Below are 19,395 nucleotides of genomic sequence, written 5' to 3' on the forward strand. Positions count from 1 at the left end.
AGGGGTCACCGTCCCGGCCGGCACTTGTACTACCTGGTCGCGGCTGTCAGCTTCGCGACCGCCGTACTCAACTGACCGCTCAGGAGGGCGTGGTCGGCGTCGGAGACGAGCTTCGATGCGGACTCGTCCAAGTTCTGCCCGATGTGGTTCTGCGCGATCCAGCGGGCCACGCCGACGACCGCGTCGTCCTCGGCGAACGTGTCCGCCTTCGTACGCTCCAGGAACGTGGCGGATCGGGCGGCCGCGGCCAGCGCAACAGTTGCCTGCGGCCCTGACCAGTCGCCGATTCCGAGCGCGGCGCTCGCCGTCGCCGCGGCCGCCACCGCGTACGGGTCGTGCTTGCGCAGCAGGCTATTGCGCGCTTCGGTCAACGCCTGCCGGGCGGCCGCCTGGGTGCTGAGGCCCCAGCCGAACGGGTACTGCGGGTCGTAGGAAGCATCGCCTACGTTGAGCGGCTGCTGGTCCTCGGTGCGCGGCCAGCTGACCGGCAGCCGGCCGCTGAACGGGACCTTGCCGAACAGTACGTCCGCGACACCGGCGCCTTCGGTCCCCGGAAGCCAGGAGGCGACGAGCGCGTCGATCTCGCCGAGTTGGTCGGCGATGACCTGCGGCCGGCCGGACACGATCAGCACCACGCACTTCATCGCGCCGCAGACCTTGTCGACGGCCGCCTTGTCGGCAGCCGAGAGCAGCAGGTCGTGGCCGTTGCCGACGTCGCCGATCCCTTCGGCGTACGGGCGTTCGCCGACCACGACCACGCCGACGTCGTGACCCGCGAGCGGCGCCGACGCGTCCGCGCTGAAGGTCGCGTCCGGGACCACCTGCCTGATCCCGTCGAGGATCGTCGTGCCGGTGGTGGTCGCGCCCGATCCGCCCTGCCAGCTGATGCTCCAGCCGCCCATCTGGTTGCCGAGGTCTGCTGCGTTGCTGCCCGCGACGTACACCTTGCTGGTTGATGCCAACGGCAACAGATCTTCCTGGTTCTTCAGCAGCACCTGCGACTTCGCCGCGGCCTCGCGCCCGACGGCGCGGTGGGCGGCGGATCCGACCGACGCGGCGTTGGTCGTGTCGGCGTACGGGTGCTCGAACAGGCCGAGCTTGAACTTCTCGGTCAGGATCCGGCGGACCGCGTCGTCGATCCGCGGCATCGGGATCCGGCCGGCGTCGATCTCGGCGGTCAGGCCCTGGGTGAAGCCCTGGTAGTTCGTCGGCACCATGATCATGTCCAGGCCGGCGTTGATCGACGTCCGGATGTCGCTCGCGTAGTCGCCCGGGAGTTGGTCGATCGCCTGCCAGTCGCTGATCACGAACCCGTCGAAGCCCATCCGCTGCTTCAGCACGCCGTTGATCAGCTCGCCGTTGCCGTGCATCTTGACCGGCGTCGCGCCGTCGACCGAGAGGCTCGAATACGACGGCATCACGGTGCCGACGCCGAGGTCCACGGCCGTCTGGAATGGTGCCAGGTGGATCGTCTCAAGCTGCTGCCGGGTGACCTGGGTGATGCCCTGGTCGATCTTGTACGAGCCGGTCGTCGAGCTGCCGTACGTCGTACCGCCGTCACCGACGAAGTGCTTCGCGGTCGCGAGCACGTGGTTGTTGCGCGCGAGCTGGCTGCCGTCGGCCTTGCCCTGCAGCCCGGTCACGACGGTAGCCATCGACTGGACCAGCGCCGGGTCCTCGCCGTACCCCTCGTAGGCACGGCCCCAGCGGTCGTCGCGGACCACGCACACGCACGGCGCGAAGTCCCACGGGATGCCGGTGGCGCGGACCTCGGTCGCGGTGACCTCGCCGGTCCGCCGGGCCAGGTCCGGGTCGCGGGTGGCGCCGATCGCGATGTTGTGCGGGAGGATCGTGGCGCCGACCACGTTGTTGTGCCCGTGGACGGCGTCGACGCCGTAGATCAGCGGGATCTGCAGGCGGGTGGCCTGCGCGTTCCGCTGGAAGGTGTCGATCATCGCGGCCCAGGCGGCCGGCGTGTTCGGGGTCGGGACGGAGCCGCCGCCGGACAGCAGCGAGCCGAGCGCGTAGGACGCGATGTCGGAACGGGACCGGAGCGCGTTCCGCTCGGCCTGGGTCATCTGGCCGACCTTTTCCGCCACCGTCATCCGGGCGAGCAGATCGTCGACGCGGTTGCGGATCGGGAGTTTCCGGTCCAGGTACGGCAGGTCGTGCGCGTCGATCACCACGACGGGCTGGGTCTGCGGGGCCTTCGCGCCGGTCACCGTGAGCTCGAGGGGAACGGTTTCCGCAACTTCCGCGGAACTGTCTTTCCGGGTGGTCACGGAAACGTTCTGCGACGTTCCGGAAACCGTTCCGGCAGGGAACGTGAGCGTTCCGGAAACTGGTGTGTAGTCGTCGGCGCCGGCCGTTCCGTTTCCGGTCCGGTAGGCGACCGTGACCGGCTCGTCGAGCGGCGTGCCGCCGGTGGTCGCGACAGTGACCTTCACCTGCGCGGTCCCGCCCTCCTTGACCGGGTAGACGTCGGCGTCGGTGACCACGCTGTTCTTCAGTGCCGGGTCGGCCTTGCCGTAGACCTCGACCTGGTCGATCGCGAACTCACCCGGCGAACCGGCCGGCATTGTGAACGCGTAGCCCCACATCTGCGTCAGGTTCAGCACGTGGTCGATACCGCCGACCGGCTGGTAGTCGCCGCGGTACACGAGCTCGCTGAACGGGATCTCGACCTGGTGCCAGCCCTGCCAGTCGTCGGTGAAGCTCGTGTTCCACAACTCCGACGCCTCGGCGTTCGCGCCGCCGTCCTTGATCTCGAAGAAGATCCGCTTCCCCGAGCCGGGCGGCAGCGGAGCGGTGTTCTGCCCGTACCACCAGAAGCGGATCCCCTTGTACGGCGACCAGTCGCCCGGGTTCACGTCGTACGTCACGTCGTGGCTGAACCCGCCCCAGCCGCTGATGTCGTAGGTCCCGTGCAGCACCTTCTCGCCCGCGGGCGCGTCCGCGCGGGCCTGGAGCTCGAGTGTCGGCGGATCGTCCGCGTCACTGCCCCAGGTGAAGATCCCGGCGTTCGGCGGCGCGGCGAACGGCTCGCCGCCCTCGAACGCCGCCAGCGTCACCGGCGCCGGATCAGCGGCCACCGCCTCCAACGGCAGCATCCCCGCCACCAGCGCCGCCACCACAACCACACCAACCCGCCGCCACCCACGCATGGCCGCTCCCTCCCGGAACCCGGGCCCGACGCCCACGTCCGGCCCCGACTCTCAAACACCCACCCTCCGCGGTCAAGACCTCACCGGTTCCGGAACTAGAGCGCTCTCACAGGCGCGCCGGGCGCATGTGGGGACGCGGTCGGAGGTGGTGGTCGGAGCGGACCAGGTCGGCGGTGGGGATGGTGGTGGTGCCGAGCGGGAGGTGACGGCGGGACTTGACCCAGGTGATCAGGTCTTCGGGGTGGGTGATGTCTTCGGTGAAGTGGAGGAGGTTGAGGTACCAGATGTCGCGGCGGTCGGGTTCGTGCCAGGCGTCGGGGCCGAGTTCGGCGGTGAGGTGATCGCTGAAGGTGTCGGCGGTGGCGTCGACCGGCTCGGCGCAGGCCATGACGGTGCCGGGGGTGAGGGTGAGGCCGGTGACGCGGAAGCCGATCGGCCAGGGGCTGCGGGCGGCCGCGCGGCCGAGGGCCGACCGGTAGCGGGTCAGAGCCGGGTCGTCGGGCGGGATCAACTCGCGGCGCGGCTCCAGAGCCCGCACGGTCAAGTGGGCTGATCCGAGCTGCCCGGTCTGCCAGTGACCCGGCCCGGCCAGTTCGGCGGCTTCCTGGGTCAGCGCGTCGAGGGCGTACGCGAGAGGCCCGGGCGAGGGGCGCAGTACGACGCTGACGGGCCAGCGGCCGCCGTCGCGCGGGATCTCGTCGCGCTGGTGTGTCCCGGCGCTGATCTGCGGGGCGGCGAGGGCGAACAACTGATCGAACTTCGTGGTGTCGATGATCCTGCCTCCTTCGCTCGGGTACGACGCGAGGTCTGGACAGGTGGTTCGTCGGTGGGTGACTGTTGTGCCCGGCGTCGAGTGGGGAGGAATCGATGAAGCTCCGTTATGTCCTGAGCAGCGTGGCACTGATGGTCCCGATGGCGGTGGTCGCAGTCGTGACACCGGCCGCCGCGGGACCGGCTCAGAGCTCTGCTGCAAGCCCCGGTGCATCCGCGAAGGTCCCGTCGCTGTTGCGGGACGCCGCGAAGGCGGCCGCGGCCAAACAGACCGGTGTGAAGGCGCGCGCACTGAGCGCCGACGCGAGCGGCCGGCGTCTCGGCGTACAGGTGTACGCCGCGCAGCCGGTCACCGCGCAGCAGCGGGCCGACCTGGCGTCCTTGGGCGTGTCGGTCCTGAAGAACTCTGCCGACTTCCAGGAGGTGCCAGGCGTCGACATGCCGAGCACCGGGCTCGTGTCCGCCTCGGTGCCGTACGACAAGCTCGACGCCGTCGCCGCGCTCGGCTGGGTGACCGCGCTGCGGCCCTCGCTGCGCCCGGCCGTCGACGTCGGACCGATCACCGCCGAGGGCGTCGCGTTGCACAAGGCCGACCTGGCCCAGGCGCGCGGCCTGACCGGACGCGGCCAGAAGGTCGGCGCGATCTCCGGCGACGTCGACCACATCGCCGACTCGATCGCGCAGGGTGAGCTACCGGCCGACGTCCAGGTGCTGCAGCAGGCCGCGTCGTACGAGGACGACGAGGGCACCGCCATGCTCGAGATCATCCACGACCTGGCGCCGGGCGCGAAGCTCGCCTTCGCCAGCACGCAGGACACGACCGCGCAGTACGTCGAGGCGTTCCACACGCTGGCCGCCGCCGGCGTCACGATGATCGCCGAGGACATCGCGCTCGACGACGAGCCCGCGTTCCAGCAGGGCATCGGCGCGGCGACGGCGGAGAGCCTCGCCAAGCACGGCATCTGGGTCAGCTCGTCGGCCGGCAACCTCGGCGGCCGGCACGCGCCGCGGGTCAAGGCGATCGGCACGGGCAGCGGACCGGACGGCGCCACCGGCCCGTTCACCGGCTGCCCGAACGCACCTGACAACGTCGTGCAGCTGCGCGGCACCGACACGACGTACAACCTCAACCTGCTGCCCGGTGCGACCGTGATGCCGACGCTGCAGTGGAGCGAGCCGCGGGCCGTCTACCCCACGGCGGGCCAGGGCGGCTTCACCGACCTGAACCTGTACCTGATGGACGCCGCCGGTACGACGTGTCTCGCGTCCAGCACGGGCGTCCAGGCGAACGGTGTCGGCGACACCATCGAGCAGTTCATCTACGAGAACACGACCGGTGTGGCGCAGCCCGCCAAGCTGGTCGTCGACGTCCAGGGCACGTCGTCGGCCGTGACGCCGCCGATCCTCGACCTGCGCTGGCGGGCGCTCTCGGCCGGCGTCCAGACGATCGACCCGCCGGAGCGCGCCGGCTCGATGAACCCGGACTCGAACTACCTGGGCTTCGCCACCAGCGCCGGCGCCGTCAACGCCAGCGTGTCGGTCGACCCGGCCACCATCCCGGTGGAGGCGTACAGCGCGGCGGGCCCGACGCAGATCCTGACCACGACGCGGTGCCCGGGTGGCAAGCCGGGTCCGTGCCGCGGCGTCGCCGGCCCGGGGGCGAGGACGTTCCCGGCGCCGTACTGGGTGGCGTCGGACGGTGTCTCCGTGAGCGGCGCGGGCGGCTTCGGCTCCGGCACCTGCCCGACCACCGTGCAGGGCGCGTGCCGCTTCTTCGGTACGTCGGCGAGCGCGCCCACCGCGGCGGGCGTCGCGGCCCTGACCAGGCAGGAGTTCGGCGGCAAGCTCGCCCCGGTGGCCCTGAACGTGATCCTCGCGGCCCGGGCGAAGCACCGCAGCGGCGCCGAGTTCGGCGCGGGGGTGCTGAGCGCGCGCTGATTCAGAAGCTGTAGTGGTCCGATTGAGAACGAATTCAGTACTCGTAGTCATGGACCGATGCCGCCATCCCCGGAAAGGATGGCGGCATGACTACACGTTTCGGGGTCTTCGTACCGCAGGGCTGGAAGATGGACCTGGCCGGGATCGCCGACCCGATCGAGCAGTGGGAGGCGATGACGGCCGTCGCCCAGCGCGCCGACGAGCAGTCCTGGGACTCGATCTGGCTGTTCGACCACTTCCACACGGTGCCGGAGCCGAGTGACAACACCACCTTCGAGTGCTGGAGCGCCACCGCGGCGCTGGCCCGCGACACCAAGCGGGTGAACATCGGCCAGATGGTCGGCTGCAACGGGTACCGCAACCCCTCGCTGTACGCGAAGATCGCCTCCACCGTCGACGTCGCCAGCCACGGCCGCCTGTACGCCGGGATCGGCGCGGGCTGGTACGAGCACGAGTGGAAGGCGTACGGCTACGAGTGGACCGACATCCCGCAGCGGATGGCGGCGTTCCGCGAGGCGACCGAGATCATCTACAAGATGTGGACCGAGGACAAGCCGGTCTACAACGGCAAGTACTACTCGATCGATGCCCCGATCAACGAGCCGAAGGGCGTCCGCAAGCCGCACCCGAGCTTCTGGATCGGCGGCGGCGGCCCGAAGGTCACGCTGAAGCTGGTCGCACAGTACGCCGACGCGGCGAACATCGGCGGCGGCAACCCGGAGACCTTCAAGGAGAAGGCGGACATCCTCCGCGGGCACTGCCAGAAGGTCGGCCGCGACTACGACGAGATCATCAAGTCGACGAACTTCAACGTGTTCCCGATCGACAAGGGCGACGACCCGCAGAAGGCGACCGAGAAGGCGCTCGGCCCGATGAACCGGGAGAAGTTCGACCGGGACAACCTGATCGCCACCGAGGACGAGATCGCCGACAAGGTCGAGGCGGTCCTCGAGGCCGGCGCCGACTACGTGATCTTCTACGTCCCCGGCGTCGCCTACGACCTCGACCTGCTGGAGCGCGTCGAGAACATCACGAAGCGCTTCGCCTGACCGCAGCCGCACCAGGCCGCACCGGGCCGCACCAGGCCGCATTTGACTGGCCCACCAGCCAGCTTGGGGGTTCTACACCCGTAACCAGGGTGTGGAACCCCCCATTCGCCTGGCTCACCAGGCAAATGGGGTGGTGGCCGGTATCAGTCATGGCGGATGTAGGTCAGTGGTAGTGGTGGACCGGGGCTGAGGGCAACTGTCAGGCTCTCGGCGACGGCCTCGCGTGGGTCGGGCTGTCGGGAGGTGTCCACCTATGTTTTCCCGATCGTCCCGGACCGCGACGGGCCTGCTCGCCGCGGTGGTCGCCGGTTCCCTGCTGCTGACGACCACCACGGCGAGTGCCGCTCCACCAGCCGGTCCACCCACCGGGTCCGCACCGGGCGCCCAGGCGACGCCCGGTGCGGGCAGCAAGCGGATCACGCTGGTCACCGGCGACGTCGCCGAGCTCACCACGAGCTCGAACGGCCAGGTGTCGGCCCGCCTGCTCGGTGACGAGCCGTACTACTTCGGCACGTTCGACGGAGACCTCACGCTGGTCCCGGCCGATGCGTACCCGTTGCTCACCGCGGGCCGGCTCGACAAGCGCCTCTTCAACCTGACCGAGCTGGCCGCGCAGGGGTACGACGACGCGAGCACCGACCAGTTGCCGCTGCTGATCACCGGGTCCGCGACGTTGCGCAGTACGGCGGCCACGCTCCGCCGTACGCTGCCCAGCGTCGGAAGCAGCGCGGTCTCCGTACGGAAGGCCGACGCTAAGACCTTCTGGGACGGCATCAGCGGCCCGACCACGTTCAAGAGCAGCCAGGTGACCAAGATCTGGCTCGACGGCCGCACACACGCCACCCTCGACCGCTCCACGAAGCAGATCGGGGCCCCGACCGCCTGGAAGCAGGGGTACGACGGCAACGGCGTGAAGGTCGCCGTGCTCGACACCGGGTACGACGCCGGCCACCCGGACCTCGCGAAGCAGGTCGTCGCGTCGGAGAGCTTCGTCCCCGACGAGGCCGTCCAGGACCTGCACGGCCACGGCACGCACACCGCGTCGATCGTCGCGGGCCTCGGTACGGCGTCCGGCGGCGTCCGGAAGGGTGTCGCGCCGGGGGCGGACCTGCTGATCGGCAAAGTGCTCGACAACAACGGCGGCGGGTACGACTCCGAGGCGATCGCCGGGATGGAGTGGGCCGTCCAGCAGGGCGCCAAGGTGGTCAGCATGAGCCTCGGCGGCTGGCCGTCCGACGGTACCGACCCGATGAGCGAGGCCGTCGACCGGCTGTCGAAGTCGAGCGGCGCGCTGTTCGTGATCGCGGCCGGCAACTCGGGCGCAGAGGAAACCGTCGGGTCTCCGGGGACGGCGTCCGAGGCGCTGACCGTCGGCGCAGTCGACCGCGACGACAGCCTGGCAGCCTTCTCCAGCCGCGGCCCGCGGCTCGGTGACGGCGCGCTCAAGCCCGAGGTCACCGCTCCGGGTGTGGAGATCGCCGCCGCCCGCGCGGCCGGCACCGAGCAGGGGCACGTCCTCGGCCAGTACTACACGGCGATGAGCGGTACGTCGATGGCGACGCCGCATGTCGCCGGCGCCGCGGCGATCCTCGCGCAGCGGCATCCCGACTGGACCGGTCCGCAGCTGAAGGCCGCGCTGGCCTCGACGGCCGTCCCGTCCGCGGGCGCCCGCACCGACCAGCAGGGACTCGGCCGGGTCGACATCCCGAACGCGCTCGACCCCAAGGTCCTGCCGGACACCGCCAACCTGTTCTTCGGCGACCTGTCCTGGACCGGCCCGGCGGCGCCGGCGCCGGTCACCCGTAGCGTTGCCTATCGCAACAACTCGAACCGCGCGGTGACGCTGACGCTGTCGGTCGCCGCACAGTCTCCGGCGGGGGTGGCGGCCGGGCTGACGGTGAGCCCGGCCCGGCTGACCGTCCCCGCCGGTGGTACGGCGTCCGCGACCGTCACGCTTGATCTGGCGAAGACCCAGCCGGCCAAGTACGCGGGCGTACTGACGGCCCGCGCCGGCACCACGGCGTACCGGACCGGCCTCGGGTTCGCGGCCGGTGGGCGGCTGAACCAGGTGACCGTGAAGGCGATCGGCCGCGACGGGCAGCCCGCCACGACCAGAGCCGGCGCGAGCGGCGTCCAGCTGTGGAACCAGGACACCGGCGACGTGAACGCGATCGCGTTCGACGAGACCGGTAGCCGCACCCTCGAAGTACCGACCGGGCGCTACAGCGTGATGGCGTACGCCGTCGGCGGCGACGAGGCGGACTGGGCGAACTCGATCACGCTGCTCGGTGATCCGGACGAGTGGATCGACCGCGACCGGACGTTCACGTTCGACGCCCGGACCGCGCACAAGGTGACGATCAAGACGCCGCGACCGGCCGAGGCGCAGAGCATCGGGGTCGCCTGGCACCGCAAGGTCGGCGACCGCGACGCGGTGTCCGGCTGGGCGTACAACGGCCGGGTCGCCGACGGCGTCTACGTGCAGGACTTCGGAAAGGTTGCCAACGGCACCTTCCAGGTCGTGCAGCGCTGGGACCTCGCGCAGCCGAAGCTGACCGTGGACGTCAACGGCGCCCGCCTCTCCACACCGGCCGAGGGCTCGCAGCGGTCCGTGTACGTCGGGAACGAGAAGCTGCCGCTCTCCAACGGCGGCGACGGCACGGCGGGCGAGCTGACCGGCGCCAAGGACAAGGCCGTGCTCATCCGGTGGGGCGGCTTCGACGCGACCACCGAACAGGTGAAGGCGGCGAAGGCGGCCGGCGCGAAGGTGGTGTTCCTCTACAACGAGGACCCCGGCTACTGGTCGACCGGAACCGAGCAGGGCGTCCCCCTCTACTTGCTGCGCGCCGAGCAGGGCAAGCAGTTGCTCAACCAGCTCAGCGCAGGCCCGGTCTCGCTGCAGCTCACCGGCCTGCTCGACAGCACCTACCGGTACGACGTCGCCCTCGCCCCGTCGGTCGTGAAGGGCGCGCTGATGTACGACGTCGCCAAGATGCGCCCGGCCGTCGTGACGACCGACTTCCAGCGCAACGACGCGTTCTGGCTGCACCGGGACCAGCGGATCGCGCACCTGCCCGGGATCGCGACCGGCCTGACCTCGTCGCGGTTGATCGCGGGCGCGGTCAAGCGGACCGACTATCTGGTGACGGATCAGAAGGGCGTCACGTGGGACGAGACGACGTCCGCGGGCGAGTGGAACGAGAGCGGCTTCGAGTCGACGATCACGCGGGCGTACCGGCCGGGCGAGCAGGTCACGCGCGGCTGGTGGGAGTCGCTGACGCGGCCCGCCGTACCGGGGTTGTCGGACGTCTCCAGTGACGAGGCGCAGGGCTGGCCGCCGGCGCGGTTCGAGAACGCGTTGCGGATCGCGATCCCGCCGTACGTCAGCGGCGACCGGACGGTGTTCGGCTGGGGCGACCGCGGCGACGTGACGAGCATGAAGCTGAGCAGCAACGGCGTCGAACTCGGCAGCAAGAACTGGTCGGTGGCGCAGTTCACGGTCCCCGCCAAGGCGGCCTGGTACGACCTGACGCTGGGCCAGAAGCGTGGGCCGAACAGCTGGGCGAAGACGTCCACGTCGACCCACACCCGGTGGCACTTCGTCTCGGCGCCGTCGAAGAGCCGGGCGGTCCTGCCGCTCGTCCAGGTCGACTACAGGCACACCAACGGGTGGCTCGAGCTCACGCCGCGCTACCAGCCGGGTGTGCGCGGCCTGGGAGTCTTCCGGACGACAGCCGAGATCTCGTACGACGGGAAGACCTGGACGAAGCTGGCGCTGCGCGGGATCGGCACCGTGCGGACGCAGGTCCCGGCCGGCGCGTACCCGAGTCTCCGGGTGACCTCGACGGACCTGATCGGCAACAGCATCACCCAGACGATCGACCGGGCCTGGGCGAGCTGAACGTTAAAAGGCGACGCCACGAAGCGGGGGGATTGCTTCGTGGCGTCGCCAGGGGCGCGCCTAGGGAGGGGTGGGGGCAGGCGCGCCGGTCCGGTGAGGTTCAGCTGCCGAGGATGCCTCCGCCCAGGATGCCCAGCAGTCCGAGGGCGGACAGGAGACCGCGGATGACCTGGTCGACAGCCTTCGCGCCACCGGTCTGGTAGGCAGTCACGCACTTCTGCAGCTGCGCCTGGGTCGGCTTGGTGATCGTCACCTTCGCCATCTCGCTCTGGCAGTACGTCGTGGCCTTCTGCAGCTCCTGCAGCGTGCTGCCGACCGTGCCGACGATCACGCCGACGGCCGTGGTGAGGCTGGTGAGCCCCGGCGTCGTGGTCGTGGTCGTGGTGGTCGGAACCGTCGGCTTGGCCGTCGTCGGCTTCGAGGGCGACGGCTTCGACGTCGGCGTCGCGGTCGGCCGGCTGCTCGGCGTCGCGGTCGGCTCGGCGGTCGGCCGGGTCGTCTCGCGGGTGCCGCCGCGGCCGTCGGTCAGTGTCGGGGTCGGCGTGGCCGTCGGCGTCGGGATGTCGATCGCCTGCGGCAGGTCCTTGTCGGACGGCGCGTCGATCGTCGAGTCGCCGATCTGGTCGCCGGCCTCGTCGACGTCGTCACCCGCGGTGCCGTCGCCGACCGCGATCCAGCTGCCGCCGGCGTACGCCTTGGCGATGCTCGTCACCAGGTCGACGTACTGCTGGGAGTGGTTGTAGCGCAGGATCGCGGCGTTCAGGTCGCTCGCGTCGGCGAGGTCGGTCTTGCCGGAGCACAGGTACACCCCGGTCGACATGGCCGCGTCGTCGATGTCCTGCGGGTTCCGCACGCCGTCGCCGTCGCCGTCCACGCCCATCGCCCGCCAGGTGCCGGGGATGAACTGCATCGGCCCGACCGCGCGGTCGAACGCGCCGTCACCGTCGAACGAGCCCGCGTCGGTGTCCGAGATCCGGGCCATGCCGGACGAGCCGTCCAGCCGCGGGCCGAAGATACCCGGGATCGCGACGCCCTGCGCGTTCAGCGCGTTGCCGCCGAAGCGGCCGTGGTTGGACTCGACGCGGCCGATCGCGGCCACCAGCGTCCACGGCAGGTGGCACGACGGGTCCACCTGGGCGAGCACCTGCTGGGCCCGCGAGTACGCCTTCAGCGCGGCGTTCGGGATGCCGTTGCGGGACAGACCCGAGACCACCTGGGTCGGCTGCTCGCCGGGGTCGACGCCATGGCCGACCACGCCCGGCACCGGCACGTTGGCCGGCTCGCGGACCGGCTGCTTCGGTACGACGACCGGGCTGCCGCCGGACAGGCCGTTCTCCAGCGACGCGGTCGCGATCGCCGGGTCGTCCGTGGCGCTGACGGTGAACGCGCTCGCGAACAGCGCCAACGGGATCAGCGGCGCCACCTGACGCCACCCGCTACCCGTGGCGCGGCGCTTGCCCTTCGCCATCGATTAGTCCCCTCCGTGACTCATCGACCAGCCCGGCCCCACGCTGCGGACAGTCTTTGTGTCGTTGTCGGTTGCCCGTCGTCATAGGTCTAACGTCCGCCCCGTTGCGTGGGTTACGCGTCGGAAGTAGGCCGTGTACGTGCGGTGACCGGGTACCCATACTGGCGCGTAACAAAGCGCCTGTGAACCCCTTGGGAACGATCGGTACCAGGAATTGGCCCGGCCCTGCCCGCCGGGCCGTTCGCCCGGTCGGGGAGAATGGCCCGGTGAGTGACCTTGGGCCCGACCACACAGAACAGTCCGCCGCGCTCTTCGACAGGGCCTCCGCCGTGACGCCGGGCGGGGTCAACTCTCCCGTCCGCGCGTTCCGCGCCGTCGGCGGCGTGCCGCGTTTCATGGCCTCCGGTGACGGATGTCACATGACCGATGTCGACGGCAACCGCTACCTCGACCTGGTCTCCTCCTGGGGCCCGCTGCTGCTCGGCCACGCGCATCCCGAGGTGATCGCCGCCGTCCAGGCCGCCGTCGGCCGCGGGACGTCGTACGGCACGCCGACCGAGACCGAGGTCCTGCTCGGCGAGGAGATCGTCGCGCGGACGCCGGTCGACAAGGTCCGGCTGGTGTCGTCCGGGACCGAGGCGACGATGTCCGCGCTCCGGCTGGCCCGCGGGTTCACCGGGCGCGCCAAGATCGTGAAGTTCGCCGGCTGCTACCACGGCCATGTAGACGCGCTGCTGGCTCAGGCCGGTTCCGGCGTCCTGACGCTGGGCATCCCCGGGACGCCGGGCGTCACCGAGGCGACCACGGCCGACACCATCGTGCTGCCGTACAACGACCAGGCGGCCGTCACTGCAGCGTTTTCCGAGTACGGCGAGCAGATCGCGGCCGTGATCACCGAGGCGTCGCCGGGCAACATGGGCGTCGTTCCGCCGCGCGACAACTTCAACGCTTTCCTCGCGCGGATCTGCAAGGAAAACGGTGCCCTCTTCATTTCCGACGAGGTCATGACCGGCTTTCGGATCACCCGCTCCGGCTGGTACGGCATCGACGGCGTGCAGCCGGATCTGATGACGTTCGGAAAGGTGATGGGCGGCGGTTTTCCGGCCGCGGCGTTCGGCGGCCGCGCCGACGTGATGGCGCACCTGGCGCCGGAGGGCTCGGTCTACCAGGCCGGCACGTTGTCCGGGAACCCGATCGCCACCACCGCCGGCCTGACCACGCTGCGGCTGGCCACCGACGAGGTGTACGCCAAGCTCGACGAGACCTCGCTGACCATCCAGCGGCTGGTGTCGACCGCGCTGGACAAGGAAGGTGTGCCGCACGTCATCTCGGCGGCCGGGAACCTCTTCAGCGTCTTCTTCGTGGAGTCCTCGGAGGGACCTGCCGAGATCCGGGACTTCGCCGGGGCCAACGCCCAGGTGCTGCCCCGGTTCACGGCGTTCTTCCATGCCATGCTGGACGCCGGTGTCTACCTGCCACCGAGCGCGTTCGAGGCCTGGTTCGTGAGCGCGGCGATCGACGACGACGCGCTCACCGAGCTCGAGTCCGCCCTGGCACCGGCAGCCCGCGCGGCAGCCGCCGTACGAGAGTGAAGGGACAGCGGTGACCGAAACGACGGTCGTGCACCTGATGCGTCACGGCGAGGTGCACAACCCGACCGGCGTGCTCTACGGCCGGATCCCCGACTTCCACCTGTCCGAGCTCGGCCGGGCGATGGCCGAGCGGGTGGCCGAGCACGTCAAGGGGCGCGACATCGTGCACCTGGTCAGCTCGCCGCTGGAGCGGGCCCAGGAGACGATGCGGCCGATTGCCGAGGTGTTCGGGATCACGCCGGACATCGACGAGCGGGTGATCGAGGCGGCGAACCTGTTCGAGGGCAAGAAGTTCGGCGTCGGTGACGGCGCGCTGCGGCAGCCGAGCGCCTGGTGGCTGCTGCGGAACCCGTGGAAGCCGTCCTGGGGCGAACCGTACAACCAGCTCGTCCGCCGGATGCGGGACGCGATCGAGACCGCCCGGCAGAAGGCCGCGGGCCACGAGGCGCTGATCGTGTCGCACCAGCTGCCGATCTGGATCGTCCGGTCCGCGATCGAGGGCCGCCGGATGCTGCACGACCCGCGCAAGCGGCAGTGCAGCCTGGCCAGCCTGACCTCGTTCACGTTCCACGGCGAGGAGATCGTCTCGGTCGGGTACTCCGAGCCGGCCAAGGACCTGCTCCCGGTGAAGAACCCGAAGAAGTTCGTCGGAGGGGCCTGATGCGTCGTCGCGTCGTCGTGCTGGTCGCCGGTCTGCTGCTGGCGGTGACCGCCTGCTCGTCGGGGCAGCAGTCGGCGCAGAACCGCGAGGGCCAGTCCGGATTCGTCAGCGGCAACGGCAACGTGTCGATGTTCGCCGCGAGCGACCGGAAGCCCGCGCCGCAGCTCACCGGTCAGACCCTGGACGGCAAGACCTGGACCCTGTCGGACCAGGTCGGCAAGGTGGTCGTCCTCAACGTGTGGGGTTCGTGGTGCCCGCCGTGCCGCAAGGAGGCTCCTGATCTGGTGGCGGCCTCGAAGGAGCTGGGGCCCTCGGTGCAGTTCATCGGGTTGAACACCCGCGACCTGGACAAGGCCCCGGCGAAGAAGTTCGTCCAGGAGTTCGGCGTACCGTTCCCGAGCATCTACGACCCGAACGGCAAGGCGCTGCTGCGGTTCCGCGGCCAGATCTCGCCGGCCGCGATCCCGACCACGCTGGTGATCGACAAGTCCGGCAAGGTCGCCGGCCGCGTCGTCGGTGAAGTCACGAAGCAGACGCTTCTGGGAATGGTGAAAGACGCAGCCTGATGGGACAGTGGTTCGCCGACTCGATGACGGGTTCGATGCTGGTCGCACTGCCGATCGCGGTGCTGGCAGGTGCGATCTCGTTCTTCTCACCGTGCGTCGTACCGCTGCTGCCCGGCTACCTCTCCTACGTCACCGGCCTGTCCGCGGCCGAGCTCGGCTCCGAGAAGCGCGGCCGGATGCTCGCCGGTACGGCGTTGTTCGTGGCAGGCTTCTCCGCGGTGTTCATCCTCACCGGCGTGGTGTTCGGGACCGCGGGCGACCTGCTGATCGACCATCAGGCGACGATCACGAAGGTGCTCGGCGCGCTGACCATCGTCCTGGGGCTGGTCTTCCTCGGCGGGTTCGGGTTCCTGCAGAAGGATCTGCGGGTGCACCGGGTGCCCGCAGTCGGGATCGCCGCGGCGCCGCTGCTCGGCGTACTGTTCGGCTTCGGGTGGACGCCGTGTATCGGGCCGACGCTCGGGACCGTGATGACGCTGGCCACGACCGAGGGCAGTACCGGCCGCGGCGCTGCGCTCGCGCTGGTGTTCAGCCTCGGCCTGGGGATCCCGTTCATCGTGGCGGCACTGGCGTTCCGCCGGATGCTGGCCGCGGTCGCGTGGGTCCGCAAGCACCAGCTGCTGGTGATCCGGATCGGCGGCGTACTGATGATCGCGGTGGGACTGCTGCTGCTGACGGGAGTGTGGGATGCGATGACCGCGGACCTGCGGCAGTGGGTCGCCAACTTCGGATCGGCGGTCTGACATGTCGGAAGTGAAGGACCGCATCGCGGCCGCCTCCGGCCCCGAGGAGCCGGGAACCCCGCCCGCGCTCGGCCTGATCGGCTGGCTGCGCTGGATGTGGCGGCAGCTGACGTCGATGAAGACGGCGCTGGTGCTGCTGTTCCTGCTGGCGCTCGGCGCGGTGCCGGGATCGCTGATCCCGCAGACGCCGATCGACCCGATCAAGGTGTCGGACTTCCTCGCCGCGCACCCGAAGCTCGGCCCGCTGTACGACAAGCTCGGCCTGTTCGACGTCTACAAGTCGGCGTGGTTCTCGGCGATCTACCTGTTGCTGTTCATCTCGCTGATCGGCTGCGTCGTCCCGCGGCTGTCGGTCTACCTGAGGGGTCTGCGGGCGCGGCCGCCGAAGCCGCCGCGGAACCTGAACCGCCTGCCCGGCTACGAGCGCTTCGAGATCCCCGAGGCCGGCGACGTCCTCGAGGTCGCGACCCGCGAGCTGCGCAAGCGCCGTTTCCGGGTGCAGGCCTACGACGGCGCGGTCGGTGCGGAGCGCGGCTACCTGCGCGAGGCGGGCAACCTGCTCTTCCACTTCTCGCTGATCCTGGCGCTGGTCGGGGTCGCCTGGGGATCGCTGTTCGGCTACCGCGGCACCGTGCTGGTTGTCGTGGGCAACGGTTTCTCCAACTCCGTCGCGCAGTACGACGACTTCACGCCCGGTCGCGCGTTCAGCGGTGACGACGACCTGCCGCCGTTCTCGCTGACCGTCAAGGACTTCGAGGCGAAGTTCCAGGAGGACGGTCCGCAGAAGGGCGCGGCGCGCGAGTTCAAGGCGCAGCTGACGTACCAGGAGACGCCGGACGCGCCCGAGAAGCCGTACCTCCTCGAGGTCAACCACCCGCTCCGGGTCGACGGCAGCGACGTCTTCCTGCTCGGTCACGGGTACGCGCCGCGAGTGACGGTCCGCGACGGGCAGGGCAACGTGGCGTTCTCCGGTCCGGCGCCGTTCCTGCCGCAGGACGCCAACTTCTCGTCGTTCGGCGTGATCAAGGCGCCGGACGCGCGACCGGCGACCCTCGGGTTCGAGGGCTTCTTCCTGCCCACGGCCGTCATCGGCCAGCAGGGGCCGGTGTCGATGTTCCCCGACGACCTGAACCCGGCGCTGGTGATGACCGGGTACTACGGCCGCCCGCAGCCCGAGACCGGGAAGCCGGAGTCGGTGTACCAGCTGGACAAGACGAAGCTGACGCAGTTCACCCAGAACGGTGACAAGTGGCGGTTCCAGCTCGCCCCCGGGCAGAGCGTCCCGCTCCCCGACAAGGCCGGGTCGCTCACGTTCGACGGCTACAGCCGCTGGGTGAAGCTGCAGATCAGCGACACGCCCGGCAAGAACCTGGCGCTGGGGGGCATCCTGTTGGCGATCCTCGGCCTGATGGGTTCGCTGTTCGTGCACCCGCGCCGTACCTGGGTACGGGTCCGCGACGAGGACGGGCGTACCGTTGTCGAGGTCGCCGGTCTCGACCGGGGGCTGGAGCGTGGACTCGGTGACGAGATCGGCGCGATCGTGAAGAGCCTGAAGAAGCAGGAGCAGGTATGAACCCGTCCACCCTGGCATCGCTGTCGAATCTGCTGATCCCGACCGCGACGATCATCTACGGGCTCGCGATGCTCGCGCACGCGGTGGAATGGGCGAGCGGCCTGCGGGTGGTGAAGAAGGACGCCGAGGCGAAGGTGCTGGTCGCCGCGGACGGCGGGGAGGTTCCGGACGCCCCGGCCGATGCCGGCGCGGACGAATCGTCGGTGCGTGGCGACCAGGCGAGCCGGATCGGCATCCTGCTGACCGTGCTGGCCTTCGCGCTGCACGCCGGCGGTGTGCTGACCCGCGGACTGGCCGCCGGGCGGGTGCCGTGGGGCAACATGTACGAGTTCTCCATCACGGCGTCGCTGGCGGTCGCGATCGTGTACCTCGCACTGCTCAAGCGTCAGCGGCTGCAGTGGCTCGGTCTCGGAGTCACCTTCGTCATCACCGCCGCGCTCGGCATCGCCGTCCTGGCGTTCTACGTCCCGGCCGGTGACCTGCTGCCGGCGCTGCACTCGTACTGGCTGGTGATCCACGTGTCCGCGGCGGCGATCGCCGGCGGCGGGTTCACGCTGGGCGGGCTGGCCTCCGTGCTCTACCTGATCAAGTCCAGGGCCGAGTCCCGGGCCGTCGACGGCAAGCCGATGCCGGCCGCGCTGCGCCGGGTCCCGTCCGCCGAGTCGATCGACGCGGTCGCCTACAAGGTGCACGCGTTCTCGTTCCCGATCTGGACCTTCGGCGTCCTCGTCGCCGGGCCGATCTGGGCGTACTACGCCTGGGGCCGCGCCTGGGGCTGGGACCCGAAAGAGGTCTGGTCGCTGGTGACCTGGGTGGTCTACGCGGCGTACCTGCACGCCCGCGCGACGGCGGGCTGGCGCGGCCGCCGCGCCGCCTGGGTGGCGATCGCCGGGTGGGTCGTCTTCCTGTTCAACTTCGTCGGCGTCAACCTGCTGCTGTCCGGCTTCCACGCCTACTCCGGGCTCTGAGCCGGGGCTACCAGCAGATCACGCCGGTCTGATAGCGCCCGACGACACTCCCGCCGGCATCGTCGTACTGCACCATCACCCCACGGCCGCACTCGAGCGGAGGAGCCGGCCGCTTGGTCCCGGGGAACGGGTACTTCCAGGTCAGGCGGTTGCTCGCCCTGTTCTGATAGGTGCCGTACTGGCAGTCGGTGATCCAGTCGGAGGCGGACGGCGTCAGCAATGTGCCGACCAGCGCGAGTGTTGCTGTGACGCCCAGCATCAGAAGGTCTTGTAGGAGGGGTCGGTGCCCTTCTGGAAGTGGACCCCGCTGCCGCTGTAGCTGACGCTGAGGAAGCCCCACCCGGCCGAGGCGCTGAAGCCGGACTGACCCTGGTTGTGCTCGTAGGTGTACTGCGCGCCGTGACCGTGCTTGGAGCAGCCCCGGGGCCGGGTGAGGATCACGTCGGTCACACCGTGGTCGGTGACCATCTTGTGGCCCGAGGTCGCGTCCTTCACGGCACTGATCGGCGCGTTGGTCCCCAGGCCACCGTGATACAGGTACGCCGCATTCGGAGTCTGCTCGTTGGTGTAGTCGTAGGTGCGGGTGATCGTCTGCTTGATCCGGGTGCAGCCGAGCGACAGTTGCACGCTCGAGAGGTCCTCGGGCCGTACGCCACCGACGAATCCGTCCCGGAAGTCCCAGATCCCGCGGGCGACGGTGCCGACCCAGACGAAACCGACACTGAGGTTGTCCGCCGGGTTCTTGCCCGCCTTCCGTGCCGCCCAGCGCCGGTCGAGGATCTCTTGCGCCGCCGTGCCGGTCACGGGCTTGGCGAGGCCGTTCAACTGCACCTCGATACCTGCTCCGGTGTGTTGCCGGGAGACCCGGTCGAGACCGGCGAGGTCGAGTGGGTGAGCCACCGCGTATTCGTACACCGGGTCGCCTGCCGGGACTGCCGCGGCCGGAACCGGAGCCACTGCCAGCGCGACGGCGCCGACGACCACGGCAAGACGCATCATGC

At 70.2% G+C, this 19,395-nt stretch carries 14 protein-coding genes; 9 read left to right on the forward strand and 5 right to left on the reverse strand.

Going from position 1 to position 19,395, the window contains the following annotated elements; translation table 11 throughout:
* Window positions 1–29: 29 nt before the first annotated feature.
* On the reverse strand, window positions 30–3,164 hold the full coding sequence (locus tag AB0L64_RS22085) for a glycoside hydrolase family 3 N-terminal domain-containing protein (protein ID WP_363712744.1): 3,135 nt from the start codon (window positions 3,162–3,164) through the stop codon (window positions 30–32).
* A gap of 106 nt (window positions 3,165–3,270) precedes the next feature.
* On the reverse strand, window positions 3,271–3,912 hold the full coding sequence (locus AB0L64_RS22090) for a hypothetical protein (protein WP_363712746.1): 642 nt from the start codon (window positions 3,910–3,912) through the stop codon (window positions 3,271–3,273).
* A gap of 119 nt (window positions 3,913–4,031) precedes the next feature.
* Between AB0L64_RS22090 and AB0L64_RS22095 the strand changes: the two genes are divergently transcribed.
* The 3 genes from AB0L64_RS22095 (at window position 4,032) to AB0L64_RS22105 (ending at window position 10,823) form a co-directional block, all read left to right on the forward strand.
* The gene (locus AB0L64_RS22095; RefSeq protein WP_363712748.1) at window positions 4,032–5,873 is read left to right on the forward strand and encodes a hypothetical protein; all 1,842 of its coding nucleotides are present in this window, start codon (window positions 4,032–4,034) and stop codon (window positions 5,871–5,873) included.
* 86 nt (window positions 5,874–5,959) lie between these two features.
* A complete protein-coding gene (locus AB0L64_RS22100) occupies window positions 5,960–6,922 on the forward strand; it encodes an LLM class F420-dependent oxidoreductase (protein WP_359940796.1) in 963 nt (320 codons plus the stop codon).
* Window positions 6,923–7,175: 253 nt separating this feature from the next.
* Complete coding sequence (locus AB0L64_RS22105) at window positions 7,176–10,823, forward strand: S8 family serine peptidase (protein ID WP_363712751.1); 3,648 nt, start codon at window positions 7,176–7,178, stop codon at window positions 10,821–10,823.
* Between the two features lie 100 nt (window positions 10,824–10,923).
* On the opposite strand, the gene AB0L64_RS22110 is transcribed toward AB0L64_RS22105, so the two are convergent.
* Complete coding sequence (locus AB0L64_RS22110; protein ID WP_363712753.1) at window positions 10,924–12,291, reverse strand: lytic murein transglycosylase; 1,368 nt, start codon at window positions 12,289–12,291, stop codon at window positions 10,924–10,926.
* Window positions 12,292–12,557: 266 nt separating this feature from the next.
* Here AB0L64_RS22110 and hemL point away from each other — a divergent pair, with 266 nt between their 5' ends.
* Genes hemL through ccsB form a run of 6 tightly spaced genes read left to right on the forward strand, consistent with a single transcriptional unit; the run spans window position 12,558 to window position 18,394 of the window.
* Entirely contained in the window at window positions 12,558–13,883 is a 1,326-nt protein-coding gene (gene hemL / locus AB0L64_RS22115; RefSeq protein ID WP_363712755.1) for a glutamate-1-semialdehyde 2,1-aminomutase, read from the forward strand.
* Between the two features lie 37 nt (window positions 13,884–13,920).
* A complete protein-coding gene (locus AB0L64_RS22120; RefSeq protein WP_359941051.1) occupies window positions 13,921–14,544 on the forward strand; it encodes a histidine phosphatase family protein in 624 nt (207 codons plus the stop codon).
* Window positions 14,544–15,110 (forward strand): TlpA disulfide reductase family protein, encoded by a 567-nt coding sequence (locus tag AB0L64_RS22125; protein WP_363712757.1) that lies wholly within the window; start codon window positions 14,544–14,546, stop codon window positions 15,108–15,110. The genes AB0L64_RS22120 and AB0L64_RS22125 overlap by 1 nt, the downstream gene beginning before the upstream one ends.
* The gene (locus AB0L64_RS22130) at window positions 15,110–15,853 is read left to right on the forward strand and encodes a cytochrome c biogenesis protein CcdA (RefSeq protein WP_359940811.1); all 744 of its coding nucleotides are present in this window, start codon (window positions 15,110–15,112) and stop codon (window positions 15,851–15,853) included. Before AB0L64_RS22125 ends, AB0L64_RS22130 begins: the two co-directional genes overlap by 1 nt.
* A 1-nt stretch (window position 15,854) precedes the next feature.
* Window positions 15,855–17,426, forward strand: coding sequence for a cytochrome c biogenesis protein ResB (locus tag AB0L64_RS22135; RefSeq protein ID WP_363712759.1), 1,572 nt, complete (start codon window positions 15,855–15,857; stop codon window positions 17,424–17,426).
* Window positions 17,423–18,394, forward strand: coding sequence for a c-type cytochrome biogenesis protein CcsB (ccsB, locus tag AB0L64_RS22140; protein WP_363712761.1), 972 nt, complete (start codon window positions 17,423–17,425; stop codon window positions 18,392–18,394). Before AB0L64_RS22135 ends, ccsB begins: the two co-directional genes overlap by 4 nt.
* Before the next feature lie 7 nt (window positions 18,395–18,401).
* On the opposite strand, the gene AB0L64_RS22145 is transcribed toward ccsB, so the two are convergent.
* Together AB0L64_RS22145 and AB0L64_RS22150 are read right to left on the reverse strand one after the other, a co-directional pair.
* Window positions 18,402–18,653: a hypothetical protein gene (locus tag AB0L64_RS22145; protein WP_363712763.1), complete on the reverse strand. Its 252-nt coding sequence runs from the start codon at window positions 18,651–18,653 to the stop codon at window positions 18,402–18,404.
* Window positions 18,653–19,393 (reverse strand): hypothetical protein, encoded by a 741-nt coding sequence (locus AB0L64_RS22150; RefSeq protein WP_363712765.1) that lies wholly within the window; start codon window positions 19,391–19,393, stop codon window positions 18,653–18,655. Before AB0L64_RS22150 ends, AB0L64_RS22145 begins: the two co-directional genes overlap by 1 nt.
* Between the last annotated feature and the right edge of the window lie 2 nt (window positions 19,394–19,395).

The sequence above is a fragment of the Kribbella sp. NPDC051936 genome, assembly GCF_040680955.1.
Taxonomy (GTDB): Bacteria; Actinomycetota; Actinomycetes; order Propionibacteriales; family Kribbellaceae; genus Kribbella.